Origin of the sequence: Streptomyces sp. NPDC001903 (genome assembly GCF_042891345.1) — a bacterium.
Taxonomy (GTDB): Bacteria; Actinomycetota; Actinomycetes; order Streptomycetales; family Streptomycetaceae; genus Streptomyces.
On sequence record NZ_JBIASZ010000001.1, the window covers coordinates 320,076 to 340,246 of the forward strand.

Annotated in this window: 20 protein-coding genes; 8 read left to right on the forward strand and 12 right to left on the reverse strand. The window is 71.0% G+C overall.

Annotation, left to right across the window (positions count from 1 at the left end):
- Positions 1–13: 13 nt before the first annotated feature.
- The 3 genes from ACFYZS_RS01470 to ACFYZS_RS01480 form a co-directional block, all read right to left on the reverse strand.
- Positions 14–211 carry a CstA-like transporter-associated (seleno)protein gene (locus ACFYZS_RS01470; protein ID WP_389005622.1) on the reverse strand — a complete coding sequence of 66 codons (198 nt, stop codon included), beginning with the start codon at positions 209–211 and terminating at the stop codon, positions 14–16.
- A complete protein-coding gene (locus ACFYZS_RS01475) occupies positions 208–2,361 on the reverse strand; it encodes a carbon starvation CstA family protein (protein ID WP_389005624.1) in 2,154 nt (717 codons plus the stop codon). The genes ACFYZS_RS01470 and ACFYZS_RS01475 overlap by 4 nt, the downstream gene beginning before the upstream one ends.
- A gap of 201 nt (positions 2,362–2,562) precedes the next feature.
- On the reverse strand, positions 2,563–3,327 hold the full coding sequence (locus tag ACFYZS_RS01480; protein ID WP_030153577.1) for a GntR family transcriptional regulator: 765 nt from the start codon (positions 3,325–3,327) through the stop codon (positions 2,563–2,565).
- Positions 3,328–3,613: 286 nt separating this feature from the next.
- Between ACFYZS_RS01480 and ACFYZS_RS01485 the strand changes: the two genes are divergently transcribed.
- The 4 genes from ACFYZS_RS01485 to ACFYZS_RS01500 all read left to right on the forward strand — a co-directional run bounded on the left by ACFYZS_RS01485 (position 3,614) and on the right by ACFYZS_RS01500 (position 8,435).
- The gene (locus ACFYZS_RS01485; RefSeq protein WP_389005627.1) at positions 3,614–4,900 is read left to right on the forward strand and encodes an extracellular solute-binding protein; all 1,287 of its coding nucleotides are present in this window, start codon (positions 3,614–3,616) and stop codon (positions 4,898–4,900) included.
- 104 nt (positions 4,901–5,004) lie between these two features.
- The gene (locus ACFYZS_RS01490; RefSeq protein ID WP_389005629.1) at positions 5,005–6,021 is read left to right on the forward strand and encodes a carbohydrate ABC transporter permease; all 1,017 of its coding nucleotides are present in this window, start codon (positions 5,005–5,007) and stop codon (positions 6,019–6,021) included.
- A gap of 80 nt (positions 6,022–6,101) precedes the next feature.
- Positions 6,102–6,920 carry a carbohydrate ABC transporter permease gene (locus ACFYZS_RS01495; RefSeq protein WP_389006278.1) on the forward strand — a complete coding sequence of 273 codons (819 nt, stop codon included), beginning with the start codon at positions 6,102–6,104 and terminating at the stop codon, positions 6,918–6,920.
- A gap of 6 nt (positions 6,921–6,926) precedes the next feature.
- Positions 6,927–8,435 (forward strand): glycoside hydrolase family 3 protein, encoded by a 1,509-nt coding sequence (locus ACFYZS_RS01500; protein ID WP_389005631.1) that lies wholly within the window; start codon positions 6,927–6,929, stop codon positions 8,433–8,435.
- Positions 8,436–8,637: 202 nt separating this feature from the next.
- Here ACFYZS_RS01500 and nagB read toward each other — a convergent pair whose 3' ends face one another.
- Both nagB and ACFYZS_RS01510 read right to left on the reverse strand, forming a co-directional pair.
- Entirely contained in the window at positions 8,638–9,423 is a 786-nt protein-coding gene (gene nagB / locus ACFYZS_RS01505) for a glucosamine-6-phosphate deaminase (protein WP_389005633.1), read from the reverse strand.
- Positions 9,424–9,626: 203 nt separating this feature from the next.
- Positions 9,627–10,388 carry an SDR family oxidoreductase gene (locus ACFYZS_RS01510; protein ID WP_389005635.1) on the reverse strand — a complete coding sequence of 254 codons (762 nt, stop codon included), beginning with the start codon at positions 10,386–10,388 and terminating at the stop codon, positions 9,627–9,629.
- Between the two features lie 85 nt (positions 10,389–10,473).
- Here ACFYZS_RS01510 and ACFYZS_RS01515 point away from each other — a divergent pair, with 85 nt between their 5' ends.
- On the forward strand, positions 10,474–11,157 hold the full coding sequence (locus ACFYZS_RS01515; RefSeq protein WP_389005637.1) for a TetR/AcrR family transcriptional regulator: 684 nt from the start codon (positions 10,474–10,476) through the stop codon (positions 11,155–11,157).
- Positions 11,158–11,449: 292 nt separating this feature from the next.
- Complete coding sequence (locus tag ACFYZS_RS01520; RefSeq protein ID WP_389006280.1) at positions 11,450–12,919, forward strand: sensor histidine kinase; 1,470 nt, start codon at positions 11,450–11,452, stop codon at positions 12,917–12,919.
- Positions 12,920–13,079: 160 nt separating this feature from the next.
- Here the strand turns inward: ACFYZS_RS01520 and ACFYZS_RS01525 are convergent, their stop codons facing one another.
- Together ACFYZS_RS01525 and ACFYZS_RS01530 are read right to left on the reverse strand one after the other, a co-directional pair.
- Positions 13,080–13,337 (reverse strand): WhiB family transcriptional regulator, encoded by a 258-nt coding sequence (locus ACFYZS_RS01525; protein ID WP_004937597.1) that lies wholly within the window; start codon positions 13,335–13,337, stop codon positions 13,080–13,082.
- Between the two features lie 322 nt (positions 13,338–13,659).
- On the reverse strand, positions 13,660–14,625 hold the full coding sequence (locus ACFYZS_RS01530) for a diacylglycerol/lipid kinase family protein (RefSeq protein ID WP_389005639.1): 966 nt from the start codon (positions 14,623–14,625) through the stop codon (positions 13,660–13,662).
- Between the two features lie 84 nt (positions 14,626–14,709).
- Between ACFYZS_RS01530 and ACFYZS_RS01535 the strand changes: the two genes are divergently transcribed.
- Positions 14,710–15,147, forward strand: a complete 438-nt coding sequence (locus ACFYZS_RS01535) for a hypothetical protein (RefSeq protein WP_389005641.1) — start codon at positions 14,710–14,712, stop codon at positions 15,145–15,147.
- An 11-nt stretch (positions 15,148–15,158) separates the two neighbouring features.
- Here ACFYZS_RS01535 and ACFYZS_RS01540 read toward each other — a convergent pair whose 3' ends face one another.
- From ACFYZS_RS01540 to ACFYZS_RS01550, 3 genes are all read right to left on the reverse strand, one after another.
- Positions 15,159–16,217, reverse strand: a complete 1,059-nt coding sequence (locus ACFYZS_RS01540; RefSeq protein WP_389005643.1) for an RNA polymerase sigma factor SigF — start codon at positions 16,215–16,217, stop codon at positions 15,159–15,161.
- Positions 16,214–16,627 (reverse strand): anti-sigma regulatory factor, encoded by a 414-nt coding sequence (locus tag ACFYZS_RS01545; protein WP_030153599.1) that lies wholly within the window; start codon positions 16,625–16,627, stop codon positions 16,214–16,216. The genes ACFYZS_RS01540 and ACFYZS_RS01545 overlap by 4 nt, the downstream gene beginning before the upstream one ends.
- A gap of 204 nt (positions 16,628–16,831) precedes the next feature.
- Positions 16,832–17,092, reverse strand: coding sequence for a UBP-type zinc finger domain-containing protein (locus tag ACFYZS_RS01550; protein WP_376135187.1), 261 nt, complete (start codon positions 17,090–17,092; stop codon positions 16,832–16,834).
- A 76-nt stretch (positions 17,093–17,168) separates the two neighbouring features.
- On the opposite strand from ACFYZS_RS01550, the gene ACFYZS_RS01555 reads away from it, so the two are divergent.
- Positions 17,169–18,746, forward strand: coding sequence for a Na+/H+ antiporter (locus ACFYZS_RS01555; protein ID WP_389005645.1), 1,578 nt, complete (start codon positions 17,169–17,171; stop codon positions 18,744–18,746).
- A gap of 21 nt (positions 18,747–18,767) precedes the next feature.
- On the opposite strand, the gene ACFYZS_RS01560 is transcribed toward ACFYZS_RS01555, so the two are convergent.
- Both ACFYZS_RS01560 and ACFYZS_RS01565 read right to left on the reverse strand, forming a co-directional pair.
- Complete coding sequence (locus ACFYZS_RS01560) at positions 18,768–19,676, reverse strand: 1-aminocyclopropane-1-carboxylate deaminase/D-cysteine desulfhydrase (RefSeq protein WP_389005647.1); 909 nt, start codon at positions 19,674–19,676, stop codon at positions 18,768–18,770.
- Positions 19,673–20,155 carry a GNAT family N-acetyltransferase gene (locus ACFYZS_RS01565; RefSeq protein ID WP_389005649.1) on the reverse strand — a complete coding sequence of 161 codons (483 nt, stop codon included), beginning with the start codon at positions 20,153–20,155 and terminating at the stop codon, positions 19,673–19,675. The genes ACFYZS_RS01560 and ACFYZS_RS01565 overlap by 4 nt, the downstream gene beginning before the upstream one ends.
- Between the last annotated feature and the right edge of the window lie 16 nt (positions 20,156–20,171).

The window sequence follows — 20,171 nt, forward strand, 5'->3', positions numbered from 1 at the left end:
CTTCACTCGCGGCTCAGCAGCAGCGGAAGCCCTCGCGGGGGTCCGCCTCGCGGGAGTCCGTACGGGCGCGCTCGAAGGCGCGGCGGGTCATGACCCGCGCGTCCGGGTCGTGCGTACGGGCGTGGGCGACGTAGCGGTCGTACGCCGCCTCGCCCGAGAACTCCCGTACGAAGAACCGCGCCTTCGACAGCGCCGCGCGGACCCCGCTCACGCCACCGGCTCCTTCACGCGACCGCCGCCCGAGTCCAGGCCGGCGGCGGCGAGCTCCGCCCGCTCCTCGGGCGTCGCGATGAGCCCGGCCGGGGCGATGATCTTCGACTCGGTCCACGGGACCTCCGACAGCCTCACCGCCTCCGGGTTGCCGGCCGCCTTCAGGCAGGTCCGCGCCGCGTCCACCAGCACGATGAGGATCAGGATCGCGAAGAGCGCCGACAGCACGCCGTCGACCGTGGCGTTCGTGACGATCGTGTGCATCTCGCCCATGTTCTTGGCGGGCGGCAGGACCTTCCCGGCGTCGATCCCGGTCTGGTACTTGTCGCGCTGGGCGAAGAAGCCGACCTTCACGTCGTCGGAGAACACCTTCTGGTAGCTCGCGGTCAGCGTGACGGCCACGTCCCAGGCCAGCGGGACGCCGGTCACCCAGGCCCACTTCAGCCGCCCGGACTTGACCAGCAGTGTGGTGCAGACGGCCAGCGCCACCGCCGCGAGCAGCTGGTTCGCGATCCCGAACAGCGGGAACAGCTGGTTGATGCCGCCCAGCGGGTCCTTGATGCCGACCCACAGGAAGTAGCCCCAGCCGCCCACGACCACCGCGCTCGCCAGCCACACGCCCGGCTTCCAGCTGACGTCCTTGAAGGACTTGTGCACGTTGCCGAGGGTGTCCTGGAGCATGAACCGGCCGACCCGGGTGCCCGCGTCGAGGGTGGTCAGGATGAACAGGGCCTCGAACATGATCGCGAAGTGGTACCAGAACGCCTTCATCCCGGAGCCGCCGAGCACGGACGAGAAGATCTCCGACATCCCGAGTGCGAAGGTCGGCGCGCCGCCCGTACGGGACAGCAGGCTCGCCTCCTCCACGTCCTTCGCGGCCTGCGCGAGGAACTCGGGCGAGATGGCGAAGCCGAAGTTCGTCACGGCCTGCGAGGCGGTCTCGACCGTGGTGCCGACGACTCCGGCGGGGGAGTTGACCGCGAAGAACAGGCCGGGCTCGATGATGCAGGCCGCGATGATCGCCATGACGGCGACGAAGGACTCGGTCAGCATCGCGCCGTAGCCGATGACCCGGACCTGGGTCTCCTTCTGGATCATCTTCGGCGTGGTCCCGGAGGAGACCAGCGCGTGGAACCCGGACAGGGCTCCGCAGGCGATGGTGATGAAGACGAACGGGAACATCGATCCGGCGAACACCGGACCGTCCCCGCGGGCGGCGAAATCGGTGACCGCGGGCATCTTCAGGGTCGGCATGGCGATGACCACGCCCACGGCCAGCAGCGCGATGGTGCCCACCTTCATGAAGGTGGAGAGGTAGTCGCGGGGCGCGAGGAGCATCCACACCGGCAGCACCGAGGCGACGAACCCGTACGCCACCATCCACAGGACCAGCGTCTCCTTCTCCAGCGTGAAGGTGCTCGCCAGCGAGGAGTCGGCGACCCAGCCGCCCGCGACGATGGCGAGCAGCAGCAGCGCGACGCCGATGACGGAGATCTCGGTGACCCGGCCCGGGCGCAGCACGCGGAGGTAGAAGCCCATGAAGAGGGCGATCGGGATGGTCATGCCGATGGAGAAGACACCCCAGGGGGAGTGCGCCAGTGCGTTGACGATGACCAGGGCGAGCACGGCCAGCAGGATGATCATGATGGCGAAGACGGCGACCAGGGCGGCGGCCCCGCCGACCGGGCCGATCTCGTCCCGCGCCATCTGCCCGAGCGAGCGCCCGTCGCGGCGGGTGGAGAAGAAGAGGGTGACCATGTCCTGGACGGCGCCCGCGAAGATGACGCCCGCGACGATCCAGATGGTGCCCGGCAGGTAGCCCATCTGCGCGGCGAGCACGGGGCCGACCAGCGGGCCCGCGCCGGCGACGGCGGCGAAGTGGTGGCCGAACAGCACGCGGCGGTCGGTGGGATGGAAGTCGACACCGTTGTCAAGGCGTTCGGCGGGAGTGGCCCGCGTCTTGTCGACCTTCAGGACCCGGTCGGAGATGAAGCGCGCGTAGAAGCGGTAGCCGATGGCGTACGAGCCCAGCGCGGCGGCGAGCAGCCACGCGGCCGAGATCTCCTCGCCGCGCGAGAGGGCGAGGATGCCCCAGCCGAGGGCCCCGACGAGGGCGACGAGCACCCAGACGGCGACGGACTTCGGGCTCATGCCTCCCGAGGCCCCCGATGCGGAAGGCGAGTCCGCCGCCGTGCCCGGACTCGCCGCGTTCCGTTCTGTACCTGTTGCTTCCGGTTCCGGCATGATCCTCGTCCCCTCGTTGATCATCTGCGTAAGCGCAGGGAATCTACGGGGGCCCGCCCGGTGAACGTAAGCCCCCGTCCGTATAGCGGAACGAGAGTCAACTACGAATCAGACGGCGGGGCGCTGGAGTCGCGCCACGAACTTGTAACGATCGCCGCGGTACACCGATCGCACCCACTCCACCGGTTCGCCGTCGGCGTCGAGCGAGTGGCGCGAGAGCATCAGCATCGGCAGGCCGACGTCGGTGCCCAGCAGGCCCGCCTCGCGCGGGGTGGCCAGGGAGGTCTCGATCGTCTCCTCGGCCTCCGCGAGCCGTACGTCGTACACCTCGGCCAGCGCCGTGTAGAGGGAGGTGTACTTGGCCAGCGACCGGCGCAGTGCGGGGAAGCGCTTGGCCGAGAGGTGGGTGGTCTCGATGGCCATCGGTTCACCGCTCGCGAGGCGCAGCCGCTCGATGCGCAGGACGCGGCCGCCCGTGGCGATCTTGAGGAGCCCGGCCAGCGTGTCGTCGGCCGTCACGTAGCCGATGTCGAGGAGTTGGGAGGTGGGCTCCAGTCCCTGGGCCCGCATGTCCTCCGTGTACGAGGACAGTTGGAGCGGCTGCGAGACCTTCGGTTTCGCGACAAAGGTGCCTTTGCCCTGAATGCGCTCCAGCCGGCCCTCGACGACGAGCTCCTGGAGAGCCTGGCGCACGGTGGTCCGGGAGGTGTCGAATTCGGCCGCGAGCGTACGCTCCGGCGGCACCGGTGTGCCCGGGGGGAGCGTTTCGGTCATGTCGAGCAAGTGCCGCTTGAGTCGGTAGTACTTGGGCACCCGCGCCGTGCGAGTGGCTGCCCCGCCTTCCGGCTCGGTGGTCGCCCCTTCGGTGGACATCGCCGCCCGCCTTCCCGACTCCAGTTTCGCTGCCGTCACCGGCTCCTCCGATATGTGCGGTCACATCGTGACACGGGTGGGAGGACAGGCCTCCTCCCTCCCCCAGGTGTCGGTCCGGTAACGGACCGATCACCCGCTCATTAGACCCTTGACACCCCTAAAGGTCTAGGCCAAGCTCCGGTTACTGGTCTAAACCAATATGGATCAGATCCCGGCCCCACGGGCAGTACTTGGTACGTCACCGCGGCGGGCGAGGGAAGTGCAGAGCATCCCTGAGGAGGGTGGCGTGAAGCGCAAGCTCATCGCGGCGGTCGGAGTCGCGGGCATGGTGATCGGCCTCGCGGCGTGCGGTGGCGACGACGGCGACGGCAAGGGCAAGACCGATGCCGGCGGCGCCAAGGAGATCACCGTCTGGGTGATGGACGGCTCCGCGCCGAAGGCTTGGATCGACGCCGTCAACGCCGAGTTCTCGGCCAAGCACCCGGGTGTCACGGTAAAGGTCGAAGAGCAGCAGTGGAAGGGCATTCAGGAGAAGGTCACCACCGCCCTCTCCGAGAACACCCCGCCGGACGTCCTCGAGCTCGGCAACACCCAGACCGCGGGCTACGCCGTCACCGGCGGCCTCGCCGACCTGACGAAGGACAAGGCCAAGCTCGGCGCCGACGCCTGGCAGAAGAGCATGCTCGCCTCTGCCGAGTACGACGGCAAGCTCTACTCCGCCCCCTGGTACGCGGCCAACCGCGTCGTCGTCTACGACAAGAAGGCCTTCGCCAAGGCCGGCGTCACCCCGCCGACCACCCGCGACGAGTGGATCGCCGGCCTCGACAAGCTGAAGGCCGCCGACCCCGCCTCGCAGCCCATCTACCTCCCCGGCCAGAGCTGGTACGTACTCGCCGGCTTCATCTGGGACGAGGGCGGCGACCTCGCCGTCAAGGACGGCGACAAGTGGAAGGGCGGCCTCGGCACCCCCCAGGCCGCGTCCGCGATGGAGTTCTACAAGAAGCTCCAGGCCTACTCCACCGCCCCCAAGGACAAGGACGAGGCCACCCCGCAGCAGTCCACCGACGTCGTTCCCAAGGGCGGCGTCTCCTCCTGGATCGGTCTCGGCTGGGAGGCCGGCGGGGCGGAGAAGGCCCTGAAGGAGGCGGGCAAGGAAGCCGACTTCGGCTACTTCCCGATCCCGGGCAAGACGGCCGACAAGCCGGGCACCGTCTTCCTCGGCGGCTCGAACCTCGCCGTCGCCGAGCGCTCCAAGAACAAGGAGCTCGCCAAGGAGTGGCTGGCCCTGGCCGCCGGCAAGGACCAGATGACGAAGTACGCCGCCGAGACCAAGGGCGCGCTGCTCCCGAACCAGGCCGGCGCCAACTTCACCCCGGCCGCGGGCTCCTTCGCCGAGGCCATGGGCAAGGGCGGCGTCAACGGCCGCATCACCCCGGTCACCCCGGGCTGGGCGAACGTCGAGACCGAGCCCAACCCGCTCAAGGAGTTCATGACCAAGGTCCTGAAGGGTGAGGACGCCGCCAAGGCGGGCGCGGACGCGGACAAGGAAATCGCGAGCCGCATCAACAAGTAGCACGTAGCACCGGGGGTGCGGCCGGCGCCCACGCGCCCGCCGCACCCCCGGTCGCGCATTGACAGACCTGTGCGACGCCCGACCGCAGCCGAGGTAACCAAGACATGACCGTGCACTCCCAGGGAGCGGTGACCGCTCCACAGGACGCACCACCGAAGTCCGCCGGAGGGCAGCAGACGCCGCCCACGACCAAGGGGGCCGGTCCGTCGGCCCCGCGCCGGGGCAGAAAGCCGCTTCCCGCGGGCTGGCTGCCGTACCTCCTGATCGGGCCCGCGGTCCTCAGCCTGGCCACGCTGCTGTTGTATCCGCTGGTCAAGAACATCATCCTGTCGTTCCAGAAGGTCGACAAGATCGAGTTCATCCAGCGGAAGGCACCCTTCAACGGGGTCGAGAACTACACCCAGCTGCTGGGCGACGCGCACTTTTGGACCGTCGTGGTCCGCACCTTCGCCTTCACCGCGGCGAACGTCGCGCTGATCATGCTGATCGGCAGCCTCGTCGGCATCCTGCTGAACCGCCTCGGCACGTGGATGCGCCTGGTCCTGTCGATGGCGCTGGTGATGGCCTGGGCCATGCCGATCGTCGCGTCCGTGACCGTCTTCCAGTGGCTGTTCGACGAGCAGTTCGGCGTCATGAACTGGGTCATGCGCACCGTCGGCTTCTCCGGCTACGAGCAGCACAACTGGTTCGAGTCCGGCTTCTCCACCCTGGTGATCGTCACGGTCCTGGTGGTCTGGGGATCGGTCCCCTTCGTCGCCCTCAACATGTACGCCGGCCTGACCACCGTCAGCGGCGAGCTGTACGAGGCCGCGCGGATGGACGGCGCGAACGGCTGGCAGACCTTCTGGCAGGTCGTCTTCCCGAACCTCAAGCCGTTCTTCACCGTCACCACGTTCCTCGAGGTGATCTGGGTCTTCAAGGCCTTCACCCAGGTGTACGCGATGAACCGCGGCGGCCCCGACCGCGCCTCCGAGACCCTGCCCGTCTTCGCCTTCGTCGAAGGCCAGAGCCAGGGCCACTACGCGCTCGCGGCAGCGATCTCCGTCCTGACGATCGTGATGCTCGTGATCGTCATGTCCTTCTACTTCCGCCTGATCCTGAAGCAGGAGGAGGAGCAGTGAGCACCACCACCGCCCCGAAGCCCGCACCGGCCGCGGCGAAGCCCGCGAAGCCGGCACGGCAGCTGCGCAAGCGCCGCCCGCTGCGCCCCGCCACGGTGGCGAAGAACCTGGGCGCGCTCGTCGTGGCCGTGGTCTTCGTCTTCCCCGTCTACTGGATGTTCTCCTCGGCGCTCAAGCCGTCCGGGCAGATCCTCTCCAAGGACCCCGTCTTCGTCTTCACCCCGACGCTGGACAACTTCACCAAGGCCACCGGCGTCGAGCTGTTCTGGACGTACGTGACGAACAGCCTGGTCGTCACCGTCGGCGCCGTCGTCCTCGCCCTGGTCGTGGCCCTCGCCGCGAGCTTCGCCATCGCCCGGATGAAGTTCAAGGGCCGCAAGGGCCTGGTGCTCGGCGTGATGATGGCGCAGATGGCCCCCTGGGAGGTCATGGTCATCGCGATGTACATGATCGCCCGCGACGCCGAGATGCTGAACAGCCTCCCGCTGCTGACCGCGATCTACTTCGTGATGGTCCTGCCCTTCACCATCTGGACCCTGCGCGGCTTCATCGCCGCCGTCCCGGTGACGCTGGAGGAGGCCGCCCAGATCGACGGCTGCACCCGCGGCCAGGCCTTCCGCAAGGTGATCTTCCCGCTGCTCGCCCCCGGTCTGATGTCCACCTCGCTCTTCGGCTTCATCACCGCCTGGAACGAGTTCGCGATGGTCCTGATCCTCAACAAGGACAAGACCGCGCAGACCCTGCCCCTGTGGCTGACCCAGTTCCAGACCGCCTTCGGCAACGACTGGGGCGCCACCATGGCCGCGTCCTCGCTGTTCGCGGTGCCGGTCCTGGTGATCTTCGTCTTCCTCCAGCGCAAGGCCGTCGGCGGCATGACCGCCGGCGCAGTGAAGGGATAACGCCACATGACCCTCCTTGCGCACGGCGTCACCGCATCCGATGCGAACGATGACCTGACCCGCGACGCCCTCGCGGTCCTCCAGCCCGGTTTCGAGGGCACCACCGCCCCCGTGTGGCTGCTGCGCCAGGTCCGCGAAGGACTCACCGCCGTCGGCCTGTTCGGCCGCAACATCGCCTCGCCCGAGCAGCTCGCCGCGCTCACCGCGCAGCTGCGCGCCGAGCGCGAGGACATCCTCGTCGCCATCGACGAGGAGGGCGGCGACGTCACCCGCCTGGAGGTCCGGGGCGGTTCGTCCTTCCCCGGCAACCTGGCCCTCGGCGCCGTCGACGACACCGGCCTCACCCGGGACGTGGCCCGCGAGCTGGGCCGCCGCCTCGCCGAGTGCGGGGTCAACCTCAACTGGGCGCCGTCCGCCGACGTCAACTCCAACCCGGACAACCCGGTCATCGGCGTACGGTCCTTCGGGGCCGACACCCGGCTCGCCGCCCGGCACACGGCCGCGTACGTGGAGGGCCTGCAGGCCGCCGGCGTCGCCGCGTGCACCAAGCACTTCCCCGGCCACGGCGACACCAACGTCGACTCCCACCACGCGCTGCCGCGCATCGACGCGGACCTGGACACGCTGGTCGCCCGCGAACTGGTCCCGTTCAAGGCGGCCGTCGCGGCCGGCACCAAGGCCGTGATGAGCGCGCACATCCTGGTGCCCGCCCTGGACCCGACCCGCCCGGCCACGCTCAGCCCGCAGATCCTGACCGGGCTGCTGCGCAAGGAGCTCGGCTACGAGGGCCTGATCGTCACCGACGGCATGGAGATGAACGCCATCGCCGGGACGTACGGCATCGAGCGCGGCTCGGTCCTCGCCATCGCGGCCGGCGCCGACGCGATCTGCGTCGGCGGCGGGCTCGCCGACGAGGCCACCGTGCTGCGGCTGCGCGACGCGCTGGTCGCGGCCGTACGGGAGGGCGCGCTCCCGCAGGAGCGGCTCGCCGACGCCGCCGCCCGGGTACGGGCGCTGGCCTCATGGACCCGGCAGGCCCGGGCCGCCGCCGCGCCGGGCGCGCCGCAGGAGGGGAGTGCGCCCGGCATCGGCCTGGCGGCCGCCCGCAGGGCGCTGGTCATGACGGGCACCGCGGCGCCCGTGAGCGCCCCGTACGTCGCCACGCTCGCACCCGTCGCGAACATCGCGGTGGGCGACGAGACCCCGTGGGGCGTGGCCGCCGAACTGGCCGCACTGGTACCGGGAACCGCCTCGGGGGTGTTCCCCGAGGGGGCCACTGCCGCCGAGGTGCTCGCGGCGGCGGGGGAGCGCACCATCGTGCTCGTGGTCCGCGACGAGCACCGGCACCCGTGGATGGCGGCGGCCGTGGAGGCGCTGGTCGAGGCCCGCCCGGAGACCGTCGTGGTCGAGATGGGCGTACCGCGGGCCGAGCCCCGCGGGGCGCTGCACATCGCGACGCACGGTGCCTCGCGGGTCTGCGGCAGGGCGGCGGCGGAGCTGATCGCCGGGGTCTGACCAGCCCCGGAGCTCCCGGTCCACCCTGTCCCGTGCCCCCAGGACACCCCGTCCCGGGGGCACGGGCACACCCGGGTCACCCGGGTCCGCACGGGCTCCGTGCGGCTGCCGGGGTCTGTGGGGGCCCCGGCAGCCGTACGGACGCACAAGGGCCGGGCTCCCTCGGGGAGCCCGGCCCTTCGTACGCGTGGGAAGGCGCCGCCTAGAGCCCCTGCCACGCGGGCTTGTTGGCGAAGGTGTGGCGGAAGTAGTCCGCCAGCTTCAGCTTCGAGGCGGCCGCCTCGTCCACGATGACGGTCGCGTGCCGGTGCAGCTGGAGCGCCGAGGCCGGGACGAGCGCGGACAGCGGGCCCTCCACGGTCTGCGCGACGGCCTCCGCCTTGCCCTCGCCGGTCGCGAGCAGCACCAGGTGCCGGGCGTCGAGGATCGTCCCGATGCCCTGCGTGATGACGTGGTGCGGCACCTGCTCCATGTCGTTGTCGAAGAACCGGGCGTTGTCGACCCGCGTCTGCTCCGTCAGCGTCTTGATCCGGGTGCGCGAGGCCAGAGAGGAGCACGGCTCGTTGAAGCCGATGTGCCCGTCCGTGCCGATGCCGAGCAGCTGCAGGTCCACTCCGCCCGCCTCGGCCAGCGCGCGGTCGTACGCCTCGCAGGCCGCCACGACGTCCTCGGCGGAGCCGTCCGGCCCCATGAACGAGGCCTCCGACAGGCCCAGCGGCTCCACGACCTCGCGCAGTACGACCGCGCGGTAGGACTCCGGGTGCCCGGCCGGCAGGCCGACGTACTCGTCGAGCTGGCAGATCCGCGCCTTGGAGGCGTCGACCTCACCGCCCCTGACCTTCGCGGCCAGGGCCTCGTAGACGGGCAGCGGGGTAGAGCCGGTCGCCACGCCGAGCAGGGCGTCGGGCTTGCGGCGGACCAGGGCGGCCATGGCCTCCGCGATGAGCTCGCCGCCTGCCTTGGCGTCCGGGACGATGACAACTTCCACGCGGGGCCTGCCGATCTGGAGTGGGACGGTGTGGTATAGACCAATCTAGCAGAGGCGGGGCGCCTCCGGCCCGGTCCGCGCACACTCCCGTTCGCTTCCGTCCCCCTCCCATCGTCGGCCTGCGGGCCGGGAGGTGCAGCCCGGCTCGGCCCGGGGACGCGGTCGCCGGGCCGCCGGGGGCCACACCGCTCAAGGGGTCGTGCTCACAGCAGCGACATCTGGAGGCCGCCCGTCGCGTCCAGGTGCTGACCCGTCACCCAGCGGGCGTCCGGCGAGGCCAGGAAGGCCACCACGTCGGCGACCTCCTCCGCCGTGCCCACCCGCCCGAACACGGAGCGGGAGGCCGCGTGCGCCCGCGCCGCGGGGTCCGCCAGCCAGCCCGCGTTGAGCTCGGTGTCCGTGATGCCGGGGCCCACCGAGTTCACGGTGATGGCGCGCGGGGCCAGTTCGGCGGCGAGCGAGCGGGTGAGTGCGTTCACCGCGCCCTTGGCGGTGATGGTGGCCAGGATCGCCGGCAGGGCGATCTCCGGGGTGCCGGTCACGTTCACGATCCGGCCCCCGTCCCGCAGCCGCTCCAGCCCGTGTTTGATCACGAAGAAGGGTGCCTTGGCGTTGAGCGCGTGGACGCGGTCGTACGTCTCCTCGTCGGTGTCCGCGAGGCCGGCGAAGGTGGCGGCGCCCGCGTTGTTCACCAGGATGTCGACCCCCTCGGTGTGCAGCGGGTGCGCCGCGTACGCCGCCCACAGCGCCCGCGCGTCGCCCGGCACCCCGAGCTCGGCCCCGAGTGCGAACGCCCGCCCGCCGGCCGCCTCGATGGCCGCGACCGTCTCCTTCGCAGCCGCCTCGTTGCGCCCGTAGTGCACCGCGACCAGTGCCCCGTCCCGGGCCAGCCGCTGCGCCACCGCCCGCCCGATCCCCCGGCTGCCGCCCGTGACCAGTGCCGTCTTCCCCTTGAGCACGCCCATGACGCGCCCCCCTTCAGCATTCGCTAGTGGTCGCTACAGAAAGGGACCGTACCAGATTCAGTAACGCCCGCTATAGAATCTGCGCATGGTGACCGGACAGCGCGGCAGGCCGCGCTCCTTCGACCGCGACGCCGCCCTCGACAAGGCGATGCTGGCCTTCTGGGAGCGCGGCTACGAGGCGACCTCGATCTCCGACCTGACCGCCTCGCTCGGCATCGGCGCGCCCAGCCTGTACGCAGCCTTCGGGGACAAGCGAAAGCTCTTCGACGAGGTCGTGGTGGTCTACGGAGGCCGGTACACCGATTTCGCGCGCGCGGCCCTGGCCGAGGAGCCCACCGCCGGGGCGGGCCTGCGCCGCGTCCTGCGGGAGGCGGCGGAGATCTACACCGACCCGGCCCACCCGCCGGGCTGCCTGGTGATCAGCGCGGCCGTCAACACCACCTCCCGGGAGGTCGCGCAGGCCCTGCGTGAGCGCCGCGACGCCAACCTGGAGATGTTCGAGCTCAGGATCCGGGCCGACGTCGCCGCCGGCGCACTGCCCGCCGGTACGGACGCGCGGGCGCTGGCCCGCTACGCGCTGGCGGTGCTCATCGGGATGTCCCAGCAGTCGCGCGACGGCGCGAGCCGGGAGGAACTGGAAGCGGTGGCGGAACTGGCGATGGCGGCCTGGCCGCGACAAGGGGAGGAGCCCTTGGAATCGCGCGGCGGAATCCGAGTTCCTCTGGGCCACGGTGCCGGGTCGGGACCCTCAACCCGTCCGGCACCGTAGCCCGGAGTACTTACGGCCGGCGGGTGTGCGGTTCCCGGCGGCCGGTGGGAGGTGCCAGCGCGGTCAGGGCAGAGCGCGCGGCTTACCTCGATCCGTCCTCCTGTGCGGGGAGGGCGGAAGAATAAGGCAATTGTGGACTAGACCAATCTGTTCTGTCCATCCAATGGCGGGCTCTACGATCCCGTCACTTCATCCAACAGTACGCGGCCCGGGTGCCTCCTGGATACTCCTGAGTAGTCGCCGTGGGGAAAGTCATGGCCCATACCCGGGGTACGCTCGGCCCGTGCCCTCCATGAACGACCTCGTACGCCAGCACACCGCTCTCAGTGAAACCGACCTGGAGTGGCTCCACCTGCTGGTCTCGGAGTGGCAGCTGCTCTCCGACCTCTCCTTCGCCGACCTCGTGCTGTGGGTGCCCACCCTCGACGGCACCCGCTACGTCTCGGTCGCGCAGATGCGCCCCAACACCGGCCCCACCTCGTACCAGGACGACATGGTCGGCCACCTGGTGCCGCGCGGCCGGCGCCCGCTGCTGGACGCCGCGCTGGACGAGGGCCGGATCGTGCGCGAGGGCGACCCGGAGTGGCGCGAGGAGGTGCCCGTCCGCGTCGAGTCCATCCCGGTGCGCCGCGAGGGCCGGGTACTCGGAGTGATCGCCCGGAACACCAACCTGCTCACTGTGCGTACACCGAGCCGCCTGGAGCTCACCTACCTCCAGTCCGCCTCCGACCTGGCCCAGATGATCGCGGCCGGCTCCTTCCCCTTCCCCGGCCAGCAGGTCGACATGGACGCTTCCCCGCGCGCCGGGGACGGCCTGATGCGGCTCGACGCCGACGGCGTGGTCACGTACGCCTCCCCGAACGCGCTGTCCGCGTACCACCGGCTCGGCCTCGCCGCCGACCTCGTCGGCCAGCACCTGGGCACCACCACCGCCGAACTCGCGCCCACCCGCGGCCCCGTGGACGAGGCGATCGTCAAGCTCGCCAGCGGCTGGGCCCCGCGCGAGACCGAGGTCGAGGGCAACGGCGGGGTCATCCAGCTGCGCGCCATCCCGCTCAAGCCCAAGGGCGTCCGGATCGGCTCCCTCGTCCTGTGCCGCGACGTGACGGAACTGCGCCGTCGCGAACGCGAATTGATCACCAAGGACGCGACCATCCGGGAGATCCACCACCGGGTGAAGAACAACCTCCAGACCGTGGCCGCCCTCCTGCGGCTGCAGGCCCGGCGGATGGATTCCGAGGGCGGCCGCGAGGCGCTCAACGAGGCCGTGCGCCGCGTGGGTTCGATCGCGATCGTGCACGAGACGCTCTCTCAGAACCTGGACGAGCGCGTGGAGTTCGACGAGATCGCCGACCGCGTGATCGCGATGGTCGCCGAGATCTCGCCGGGCAAGGTGGAGTGCCGGCGTACCGGCCGGTTCGGGATCCTGGACGCGGAGGTGGCCACTCCGCTGTCGATGGTGCTGACCGAGATCCTCCAGAACGCCCTGGAGCACGCCTTCACCCAGGGGGAGGGCGGCCGGGTCGAGGTGTCCGCGACCCGCACCGGCTCGGGGCGCGCGGACGGCCGGCTGCTGATCACCGTGCTCGACGACGGCTGCGGTCTGCCCGAGGGCTTCGACCCGCAACGCGCCGGGAACCTCGGACTCCAGATCGTCCGGACCCTGGTCGAAGGCGAGCTCGGCGGCACCTTCGACATGCTCCGGGCCGAACCGCGCGGCACCAAGGTCGTCCTCGACATCCCGGCCAGCCCGCAGAAGTAACGATCGTTCGGTCACCCAGCGTGATGGAACCCCGAGTGGGCCCACCCCGGACAGCACTGAGCCCCGGACCGAAAAGATCTCGGTCCGGGGCTCAAGAGCACGTTGCTGAGCGCTGGTGTGGTGTTGCTACGCGCTGCGGCTCGAGGCTCGAAAGTCGATGTCAGGCGGTGGCGTTGCGCGCCCGATTGCGAGCGGCGCGGCGCTTCATCGCGCGGCGCTCGTCCTCGCTGAGACCGCCCCAGACGCCGGAGTCCTGACCGGACTCGAGCGCCCACTGCAGGCACTGCTCCATGACGGGGCAGCGGCGGCAGACGGCCTTGGCTTCCTCGATCTGCAGCAGCGCAGGACCGGTGTTGCCGATGGGGAAGAAGAGTTCCGGGTCTTCCTCGCGGCAAACGGCGTTGTGACGCCAGTCCATGGCTGCTCCATCTCCTTGTATTGCGGGCAGGTTGCTTGTGAATGTGAACGCTTTCACGAATCCCCCCGTGAGGGAAGGGCGACCGCCCAGTTTCCTGGAAGGTCAGTCAGGGACTCGTGGAGGGGTTCTGGCGGTCTGTGTGGGTGCCGGGTTCTGCGGGCTGTCCCGATCGCCATGAAGAGATTCGCAAACCTCGGACGGGGATACAACCCCTTCCGGAAAGTTTTTTTTGATTCGTCGGTGTCTACTAGGTCACAGCCCTACATCGTGAGGGTGGACCGGCGTGTAAACGTTCGAGTGAAAGGACTTTAGGCCCTTCCACTCACACAATCACACGCAGTGCACGGCGTACGCCTGTGAACCGAACGCTGGTGCGCAGACCGAGGTGGTCTCCGTCCATCTGGAACGGAAGCGGAACCTTCGAATGCAAGGTGAAGTCCGTCAGATCGTGCAGAGACACCGCATGCTTGCCCCGCGGACCGCGCTCAGGAGTCGAGGTCAGGAGCTGTGTGGCGTAGCGGGCGACGGTCGGAGTTGACAAACGGTTGAGTGCCAATACGTCAAGCGCAGTATCGAACGACGCCTCGGGAGACGCGTAAATCGGACGATTCCCCAGATACGTCCACGGCGAGGTGTTGCAGACTATCGACAGCACCAGGTCCGTCACCGGATCCGCGCCGGGACGCTCCAGCGTCACCGCGCCGTGGCGCCGGTTCGGCTCCTCCCAGAACTGGCGCATCAGCTGTCGTACATACAGGGCGTGCGTCGAACGCTTGCCGCGCTCCCGCTGCTGCTCGACCCGGCCCACCACCCCCGCGTCGAAGCCGAAGCCCGCGCAGAAGGTGAACCAGCGCGCCGGAACCGACTCGTCCTCCGTGCCCGGGGTGCCGGCCGCCAGCCCCAGCCCCACCGTCCGCTCGCGCTGCTCCCGCAGGGCGTCGAGCAGGGCGCCGGTCGCCTCGACCGCGTCGTTGGGCAGTCCGAGCGCGCGGGCGAACACGTTGGTCGAGCCGCCGGGGACCACCGCCAGCCGCGGCAGCCGCTCCGGATCCGGCCCGTTGTGCAGCAGTCCGTTGACCACCTCGTTGACCGTGCCGTCGCCGCCGAGCGCAACGACGAGGTCGATGCCGTTCTCGGCTGCCCTGCGGGCCAGGTCCCGGGCGTGCCCGCGGTACTCGGTGGTCACCGCCTCCAGCTTCATCTCGCTGGCCAGGGCATGGGTGAGGACGTCGCGCGTGCGCGCACTGGTGGTCGTTGCTGCTGGATTGGCCACGAGAAGTGCACGCATGACCGCCAGCCTACCGACCCGTACGGATGCCGCCCATACTGCCCGTCCCCTACGGGACGGGCCGGGCGCGGCTACCCTGCTGGGGTGAGTACGAAGCCCGCCCCCGCCCCGGCCCAGCCGACCGCCCCGCTGCCCAGGCGGCTCACCGCCGCCGCCGCGCTGACCGCCCTGGAGGGCCTGGTGCTCGCCGGCCTCGGCGCGTACATGCTGTTCGTGGGCATCGCCGGAGACCCCGACTCCCCGCAGCAGGCCGAGACCGGCGGGATCACCCTGCTCCTGCTCGCGGCGCTGCCGCTGGTCGCGGCCCGCGGGCTGAAGCTGGGCCGGCGCTGGAGCCGCGGGCCCGCGCTGATCACCCAGCTGATGGCGCTGCCGGTGGCCTGGACCCTGTACTCCACGGGCGGGGCGATGATCGCCGCCGCCGTGGCGCTGACCGTGGCCGCGGTGGCCGTCGCGGCCCTGCTGGTGAACCCGACGGCGACCGAGGCGCTGGGAATCGGGCCCGGCGAGCAGACCCGATAGCCCGTACTTCCCTACTCCTCGACGAGGAGCTTCTCGCGCAGCTGGGCCAGGGTGCGGGCCAGCAGCCGGGAGACGTGCATCTGGGAGATGCCGACCTCCTGCGCGATCTGCGACTGGGTCATGTTGCCGAAGAACCGCAGCAGCAGGATGCGCTTCTCCCGCGGAGGCAGTCCCTCCAGGAGCGGCTTGAGCGACTCGCGGTACTCGACGCCCTCCAGCGCCTCGTCCTCCGCGCCCAGCGTGTCCGCCACCGCCGGCGATTCGTCGTCGGTGTCCGGGACGTCCAGCGAGAGCGTGCTGTAGGCATTGGCCGATTCCAGCCCCTCCAGCACCTCCTCCTCGGAGATCCCGAGCCGTTCCGCGAGCTCGTGGACGGTGGGGGAGCGGCCGTGCTGCTGGGACAGCTCGGCCGTGGCCGTGGTCAGCGAGAGCCGCAGCTCCTGCAGGCGCCGCGGCACGCGTACGGCCCAGCCCTTGTCGCGGAAGTGCCGCTTGATCTCGCCGACCACGGTGGGCGTCGCGTACGTGGAGAACTCGACGCCGCGGTCCGGGTCGAACCGGTCCACCGACTTGATCAGGCCGATGGTGGCGACCTGGGTCAGGTCGTCCAGCGGCTCACCGCGGTTGCGGAACCGCCGGGCGAGGTGCTCGACCAGCGGCAGGTGCATCCGTACGAGCCGGTTGCGCAGCTCCGCCTTCTCCACCGAGCCGTCGGGCAGCGCCCGCAGCTCGATGAACAGGGCCCGCGCGCCGCTGCGGTCGCGCGGATCGGGAAGCACCGGGGGCACCGGCAGCAGCGGAGCATCCGCCTCCGCCTGCGCCCCCACCGTGTCCGGTTCCGTGTCCGGGGCCGTGGCAGCGGCCCCGGGTGGCTGTGAGACGTGTGGTTCTTCGTGCTGGTTCTCGCTCATAGGGCCCGCCCGTCGCTCCGCCGAGTCCAAAAAGCCGTATTCCGCATCCGCGTCAGCCGGGTGCGGCCGGGCGTGCTGCTGCTCCGGGATGCCGCCGTCGACCTCGTGCCGTACCCGGGGCCGATCCCCGCCCCGCACCGGGATCTCCCCGCCGCTCACGCCGGGCCTGGACCCGCGCCGCGCTGTTTGTAGAGGCTGATGCTCACCGTCCGGTCCTCCTCGACCGTGGACTCGACCTTGCCGGCCAGCGCCGACAGGACGGTCCAGGCGAACGTGTCGCGCTCGGGCGCACGTCCGTCCGTGGTCGGTGCGGAGACCGTCACCTCCAGCGAGTCGTCGACCAACCGGAACACGCAGCTGAGGACGGAGCCCGGCACGGCCTGTTGAAGCAGGATCGCGCAGGCCTCGTCCACCGCGATGCGGAGGTCCTCGATCTCGTCGAGGGTGAAGTCCAAACGTGCCGCGAGACCGGCCGTGGCCGTTCGCAGCACCGACAGGTAGGCACCCGCAGCGGGCAGCCGGACTTCCACGAAGTCCTGGGTCCCGGGCTCGCCTGCGATCTGGGACACCCTCACCTCCAAGGTGGTACGAGCTCTGTTCGCCGGTGACGCTATCGCGATCCGGGCGATCGTGTCGCGGCACCCCTCATGGGGCCTGTTCCAGGCACCCCCGCCTACGGCCAGTGACTGATGGTATGCCCTCGGGTACGCACAGTGGCTAGGGGTCTGCGGGCCCAAATCAGGGGAACCGGCGGAGGGTTGACCTACCCCGCCTCAGACGATCGAACCGTCGACATAACACCACCGCCAGGTCTCGCCCGGTTCGAAGCTCCGCATGACCGGATGGCCGGTGCTCTGGTGGTGCGCGGTGGCGTGCCGGTGCGGGGAGGAATCGCAGCATGCCACGTACCCGCACTCCAGGCACATCCGCAACTGCACCGGGTGGCTGCCGAGCGCCAGACATTCGGAGCATGTCAGGGCAGACGGGACGGGCTCGGGGCGCGGCAGTTCGGCAACGTGGGTGCACTCGCTCATGATTGCCAGCGTACTGACGTGCGGGCGCCGCAGGACGACATGCCGATCAGCCACGACGAGCGAGGGTGGAACTTCGATGGAGGTATTGCCGCTGGTGGCGCTGGTGGCGGGCAGCGCGGTCGTTGCCGGTGCCGCCCGTTGGACCAGGGTGCCCGCGCCGCTGCTGCTGGTCGCCGCCGGATTGATGGCCTCGTACATCCCGGGCGTGCCCACGTACGCCCTGGACCCGCACATCGTGCTGCCGCTGCTGCTCCCGCCGCTGCTCTACACGGCCGCGGTGGACAGCTCGTACCTGGACCTGCGGGCGAACCTGCGGCCCGTGGCGCTGCTGTCGGTCGGCTACGTGCTCTTCGCGACGGTCGCCGTCGGGTACGTGGCCTACCTGGCGGTGCCGGGGCTCTCGCTGCCGGTGGCGCTGGTACTGGGCGCGGTGATCGCGCCGCCCGACGCGGTGGCGGCGACGGCGATCGCCCGCAAGCTCGGGCTGCCGAACCGGATCACGACCATCCTCCAGGGCGAATCCCTGGTGAACGACGCCACCGCGATCACCGCGTACAAGGTGGCGCTGGCGGCGGCGGTCGGGGTGAGCGCCGGATGGGCGGGCGGGATCGCGGAGTTCCTGCTGGCCTCGGTGGGCGGCGTGGGCGTCGGCCTGGTGCTGATGGTGCCCATCCACCACCTGCGCAAGCGGCTGCGGGAGCCGCTGCTGCAGAACACTCTGTCGCTGCTGATCCCGTTCGTGGCGTACGCGGCGGCCGAGCGGGTGCACGCCTCGGGCGTGCTCGCGGTGGTCGTGGTCGCCCTGTACCTGGGGCACCGGAACTGGCAGGTCGACTTCGCGACCCGGCTCCAGGAGGAGGCGGTGTGGCGGATGGTCGCCTTCATCCTGGAGTCGGTGGTCTTCGCGCTGATCGGCCTCCAGCTGCCAGTGGTCCTCAAGGGGCTCGCCGAGTACGAGGGCTGGCACGCGGCCTCGTACGCGCTGGTGGTGTTCGTGGCGGTGGTGGTGGCCCGCTTCGTGTGGGTGTTCCCGGCGACGTTCCTGCCGCGGCTGTCGGAGCGGATCCGGACCCGGGAGCCGGACACCAACTGGAAGTCGCCGGTGGTCGTGGGCTGGGCCGGGATGCGGGGGGTGGTCTCGCTGGCGATCGCCTTCTCGGTGCCGATCAGCGTGCCGCACCGGAACCTGATCCTGTTCCTGACCTTCACGACGGTGATCGGCACGCTGGTGGTGCAGGGGCTGACGCTGCCGCCGCTGATCCGGCTGCTGCGGCTGCCGCAGCGGGACGCGCAGGCGGAGACCCTGGCGGAGGCCCAGGCCCAGAGCGAGGCCTCGCGCTCGGCGGAGGAGCGGCTGGCGGAGCTGCTGGCGGAGCCGGAGAACGCACTGCCGCCGCCGCTGGCGGAGCGGCTGCGCTCGGTGATGGAGCGCCGCCGCAACGCGGTCTGGGAGCGGCTGGGCGAGGTCAACCCGGTCACGGGCGAATCGGCGGACGACGTCTACCGGCGCCTGGCGCGGGAGATGATCGCGGCCGAACGCGAGGTCTTCGTGACCCTGCGGGACCACCGCCGCATCGACGACGAAATGCTCCGCAGCCTCCTGCGCAGACTGGACCTGGAGGAAGCGGCGGCCTTCCGCGAGGACGCGGCCTGAGGGCGGCCGGCCACCGCCCGGCTACGGACGGCCCGTGACGACGGCGGTCACGGCGGTCCCCGCCGGGAAGGCCCCCGACTCGGTGAGCGCCGCCAGGGCCCACAGCAGCTTGGCGACATAGATCCGCTCCACCGGGATGCCGTGCCGCTCGCCGAAATCGGCGGCGAAGGCCTCCAGCCGCGCCGGCACCCGCGCGTACCCGCCGTGGTGGAACCCCTCCGCCAGGCTCCACGCCCCGGCCGGCCCGCCGAAGGCCGCCTCCTGGAGGGAACGTATCTCCGCCCCCAGGAACCCGCCCGCCAGCACGGGCACGCCCAACGCCCGCTGGCCGGGGGCCAGCCCGGCCGCCAGTCCGGCCAGCGTGCCGCCCGTACCGCAGGCCACCGCGACCACGTCCGACAGGCCCCGCAGCTCGCGCCCCAGCTCCGCACACCCCTCCAGCGCGAGCGCGTTGCTGCCGCCCTCGGGGACGACGTACGACGAGGCAGCCCCGGCCCCCGCCAGCAGCCGGGCCAGCACCTGCGGCTCGGCCTTGCGGCGGTACTCCGAGCGCGTGACGAAGCACAGCCGCATCCCGTCGGCCGCGCACCGGGCGAGCGAGTCGTTGAGCGGCCGCCCCGCGAGCTCCTCGCCCCGGACGATGCCGACGGTCGGCATCCCCAGCAGCCGCCCGGCGGCCGCGGTGGCCCGCAGGTGGTTCGAGTACGCCCCTCCGAAGGTCACGACCCCGGGGAATCCGCCCGCGACGGCGGCCCGCAGATTCGGTGCGAGCTTGCGCCACTTGTTGCCGGGCAGCTCGGGGTGGACGAGGTCGTCCCGCTTCACCAGCAGCCGGACCCCGTGGCGCGCGAACCGCTCGTCCTGCACCTCGGCCACCGGCGAGGCGGGCCGGGGCTGCAGGACGGCGCCGGGGTCGGGGGAGAGGTTCACCCGCCCATTGTCCGTCCCGGGCCGCCGGCCGGGATGCGCAGGTGGACGTACGGGACCGTGGCGCCATCGAGGGTGTAGCGGTCGGACTCCTCGAAGCCGCGGGCCAGGGCGAAGCGCAGGCCGGCCCCGTTGGAGGCCAGGACGATCGTCTCGATCGTGTCGGGGGCCGGGTCGAGGGCGCGGGCCGCGGCGAGGCCGTGGGCGTAGAGCGCGGCGCCGAAGCCCTGCCCGCGGTGGGCGGGCAGGATCCGGGCGATCACGGTGGCGACGGACGGGGCGTCGGCCGTGGGCCGGCGCACGGTCATGCAGCCGACGAGCGCCTCGCCGGCGTACGCGACGTCGAGGAGGTGGCGCCCGGCCCGCTCGCGCACCTCGTCGAGGGTGAGGGCGTCCGGGGGAATGATCAGGTTGTGGACGTGGCGCCAGTCCCGGAGGGAGGCCTCGTCGGCCACCCGTTCGATGCGCAGATCATCGGTCATCGGGTCAGGGAAGCCC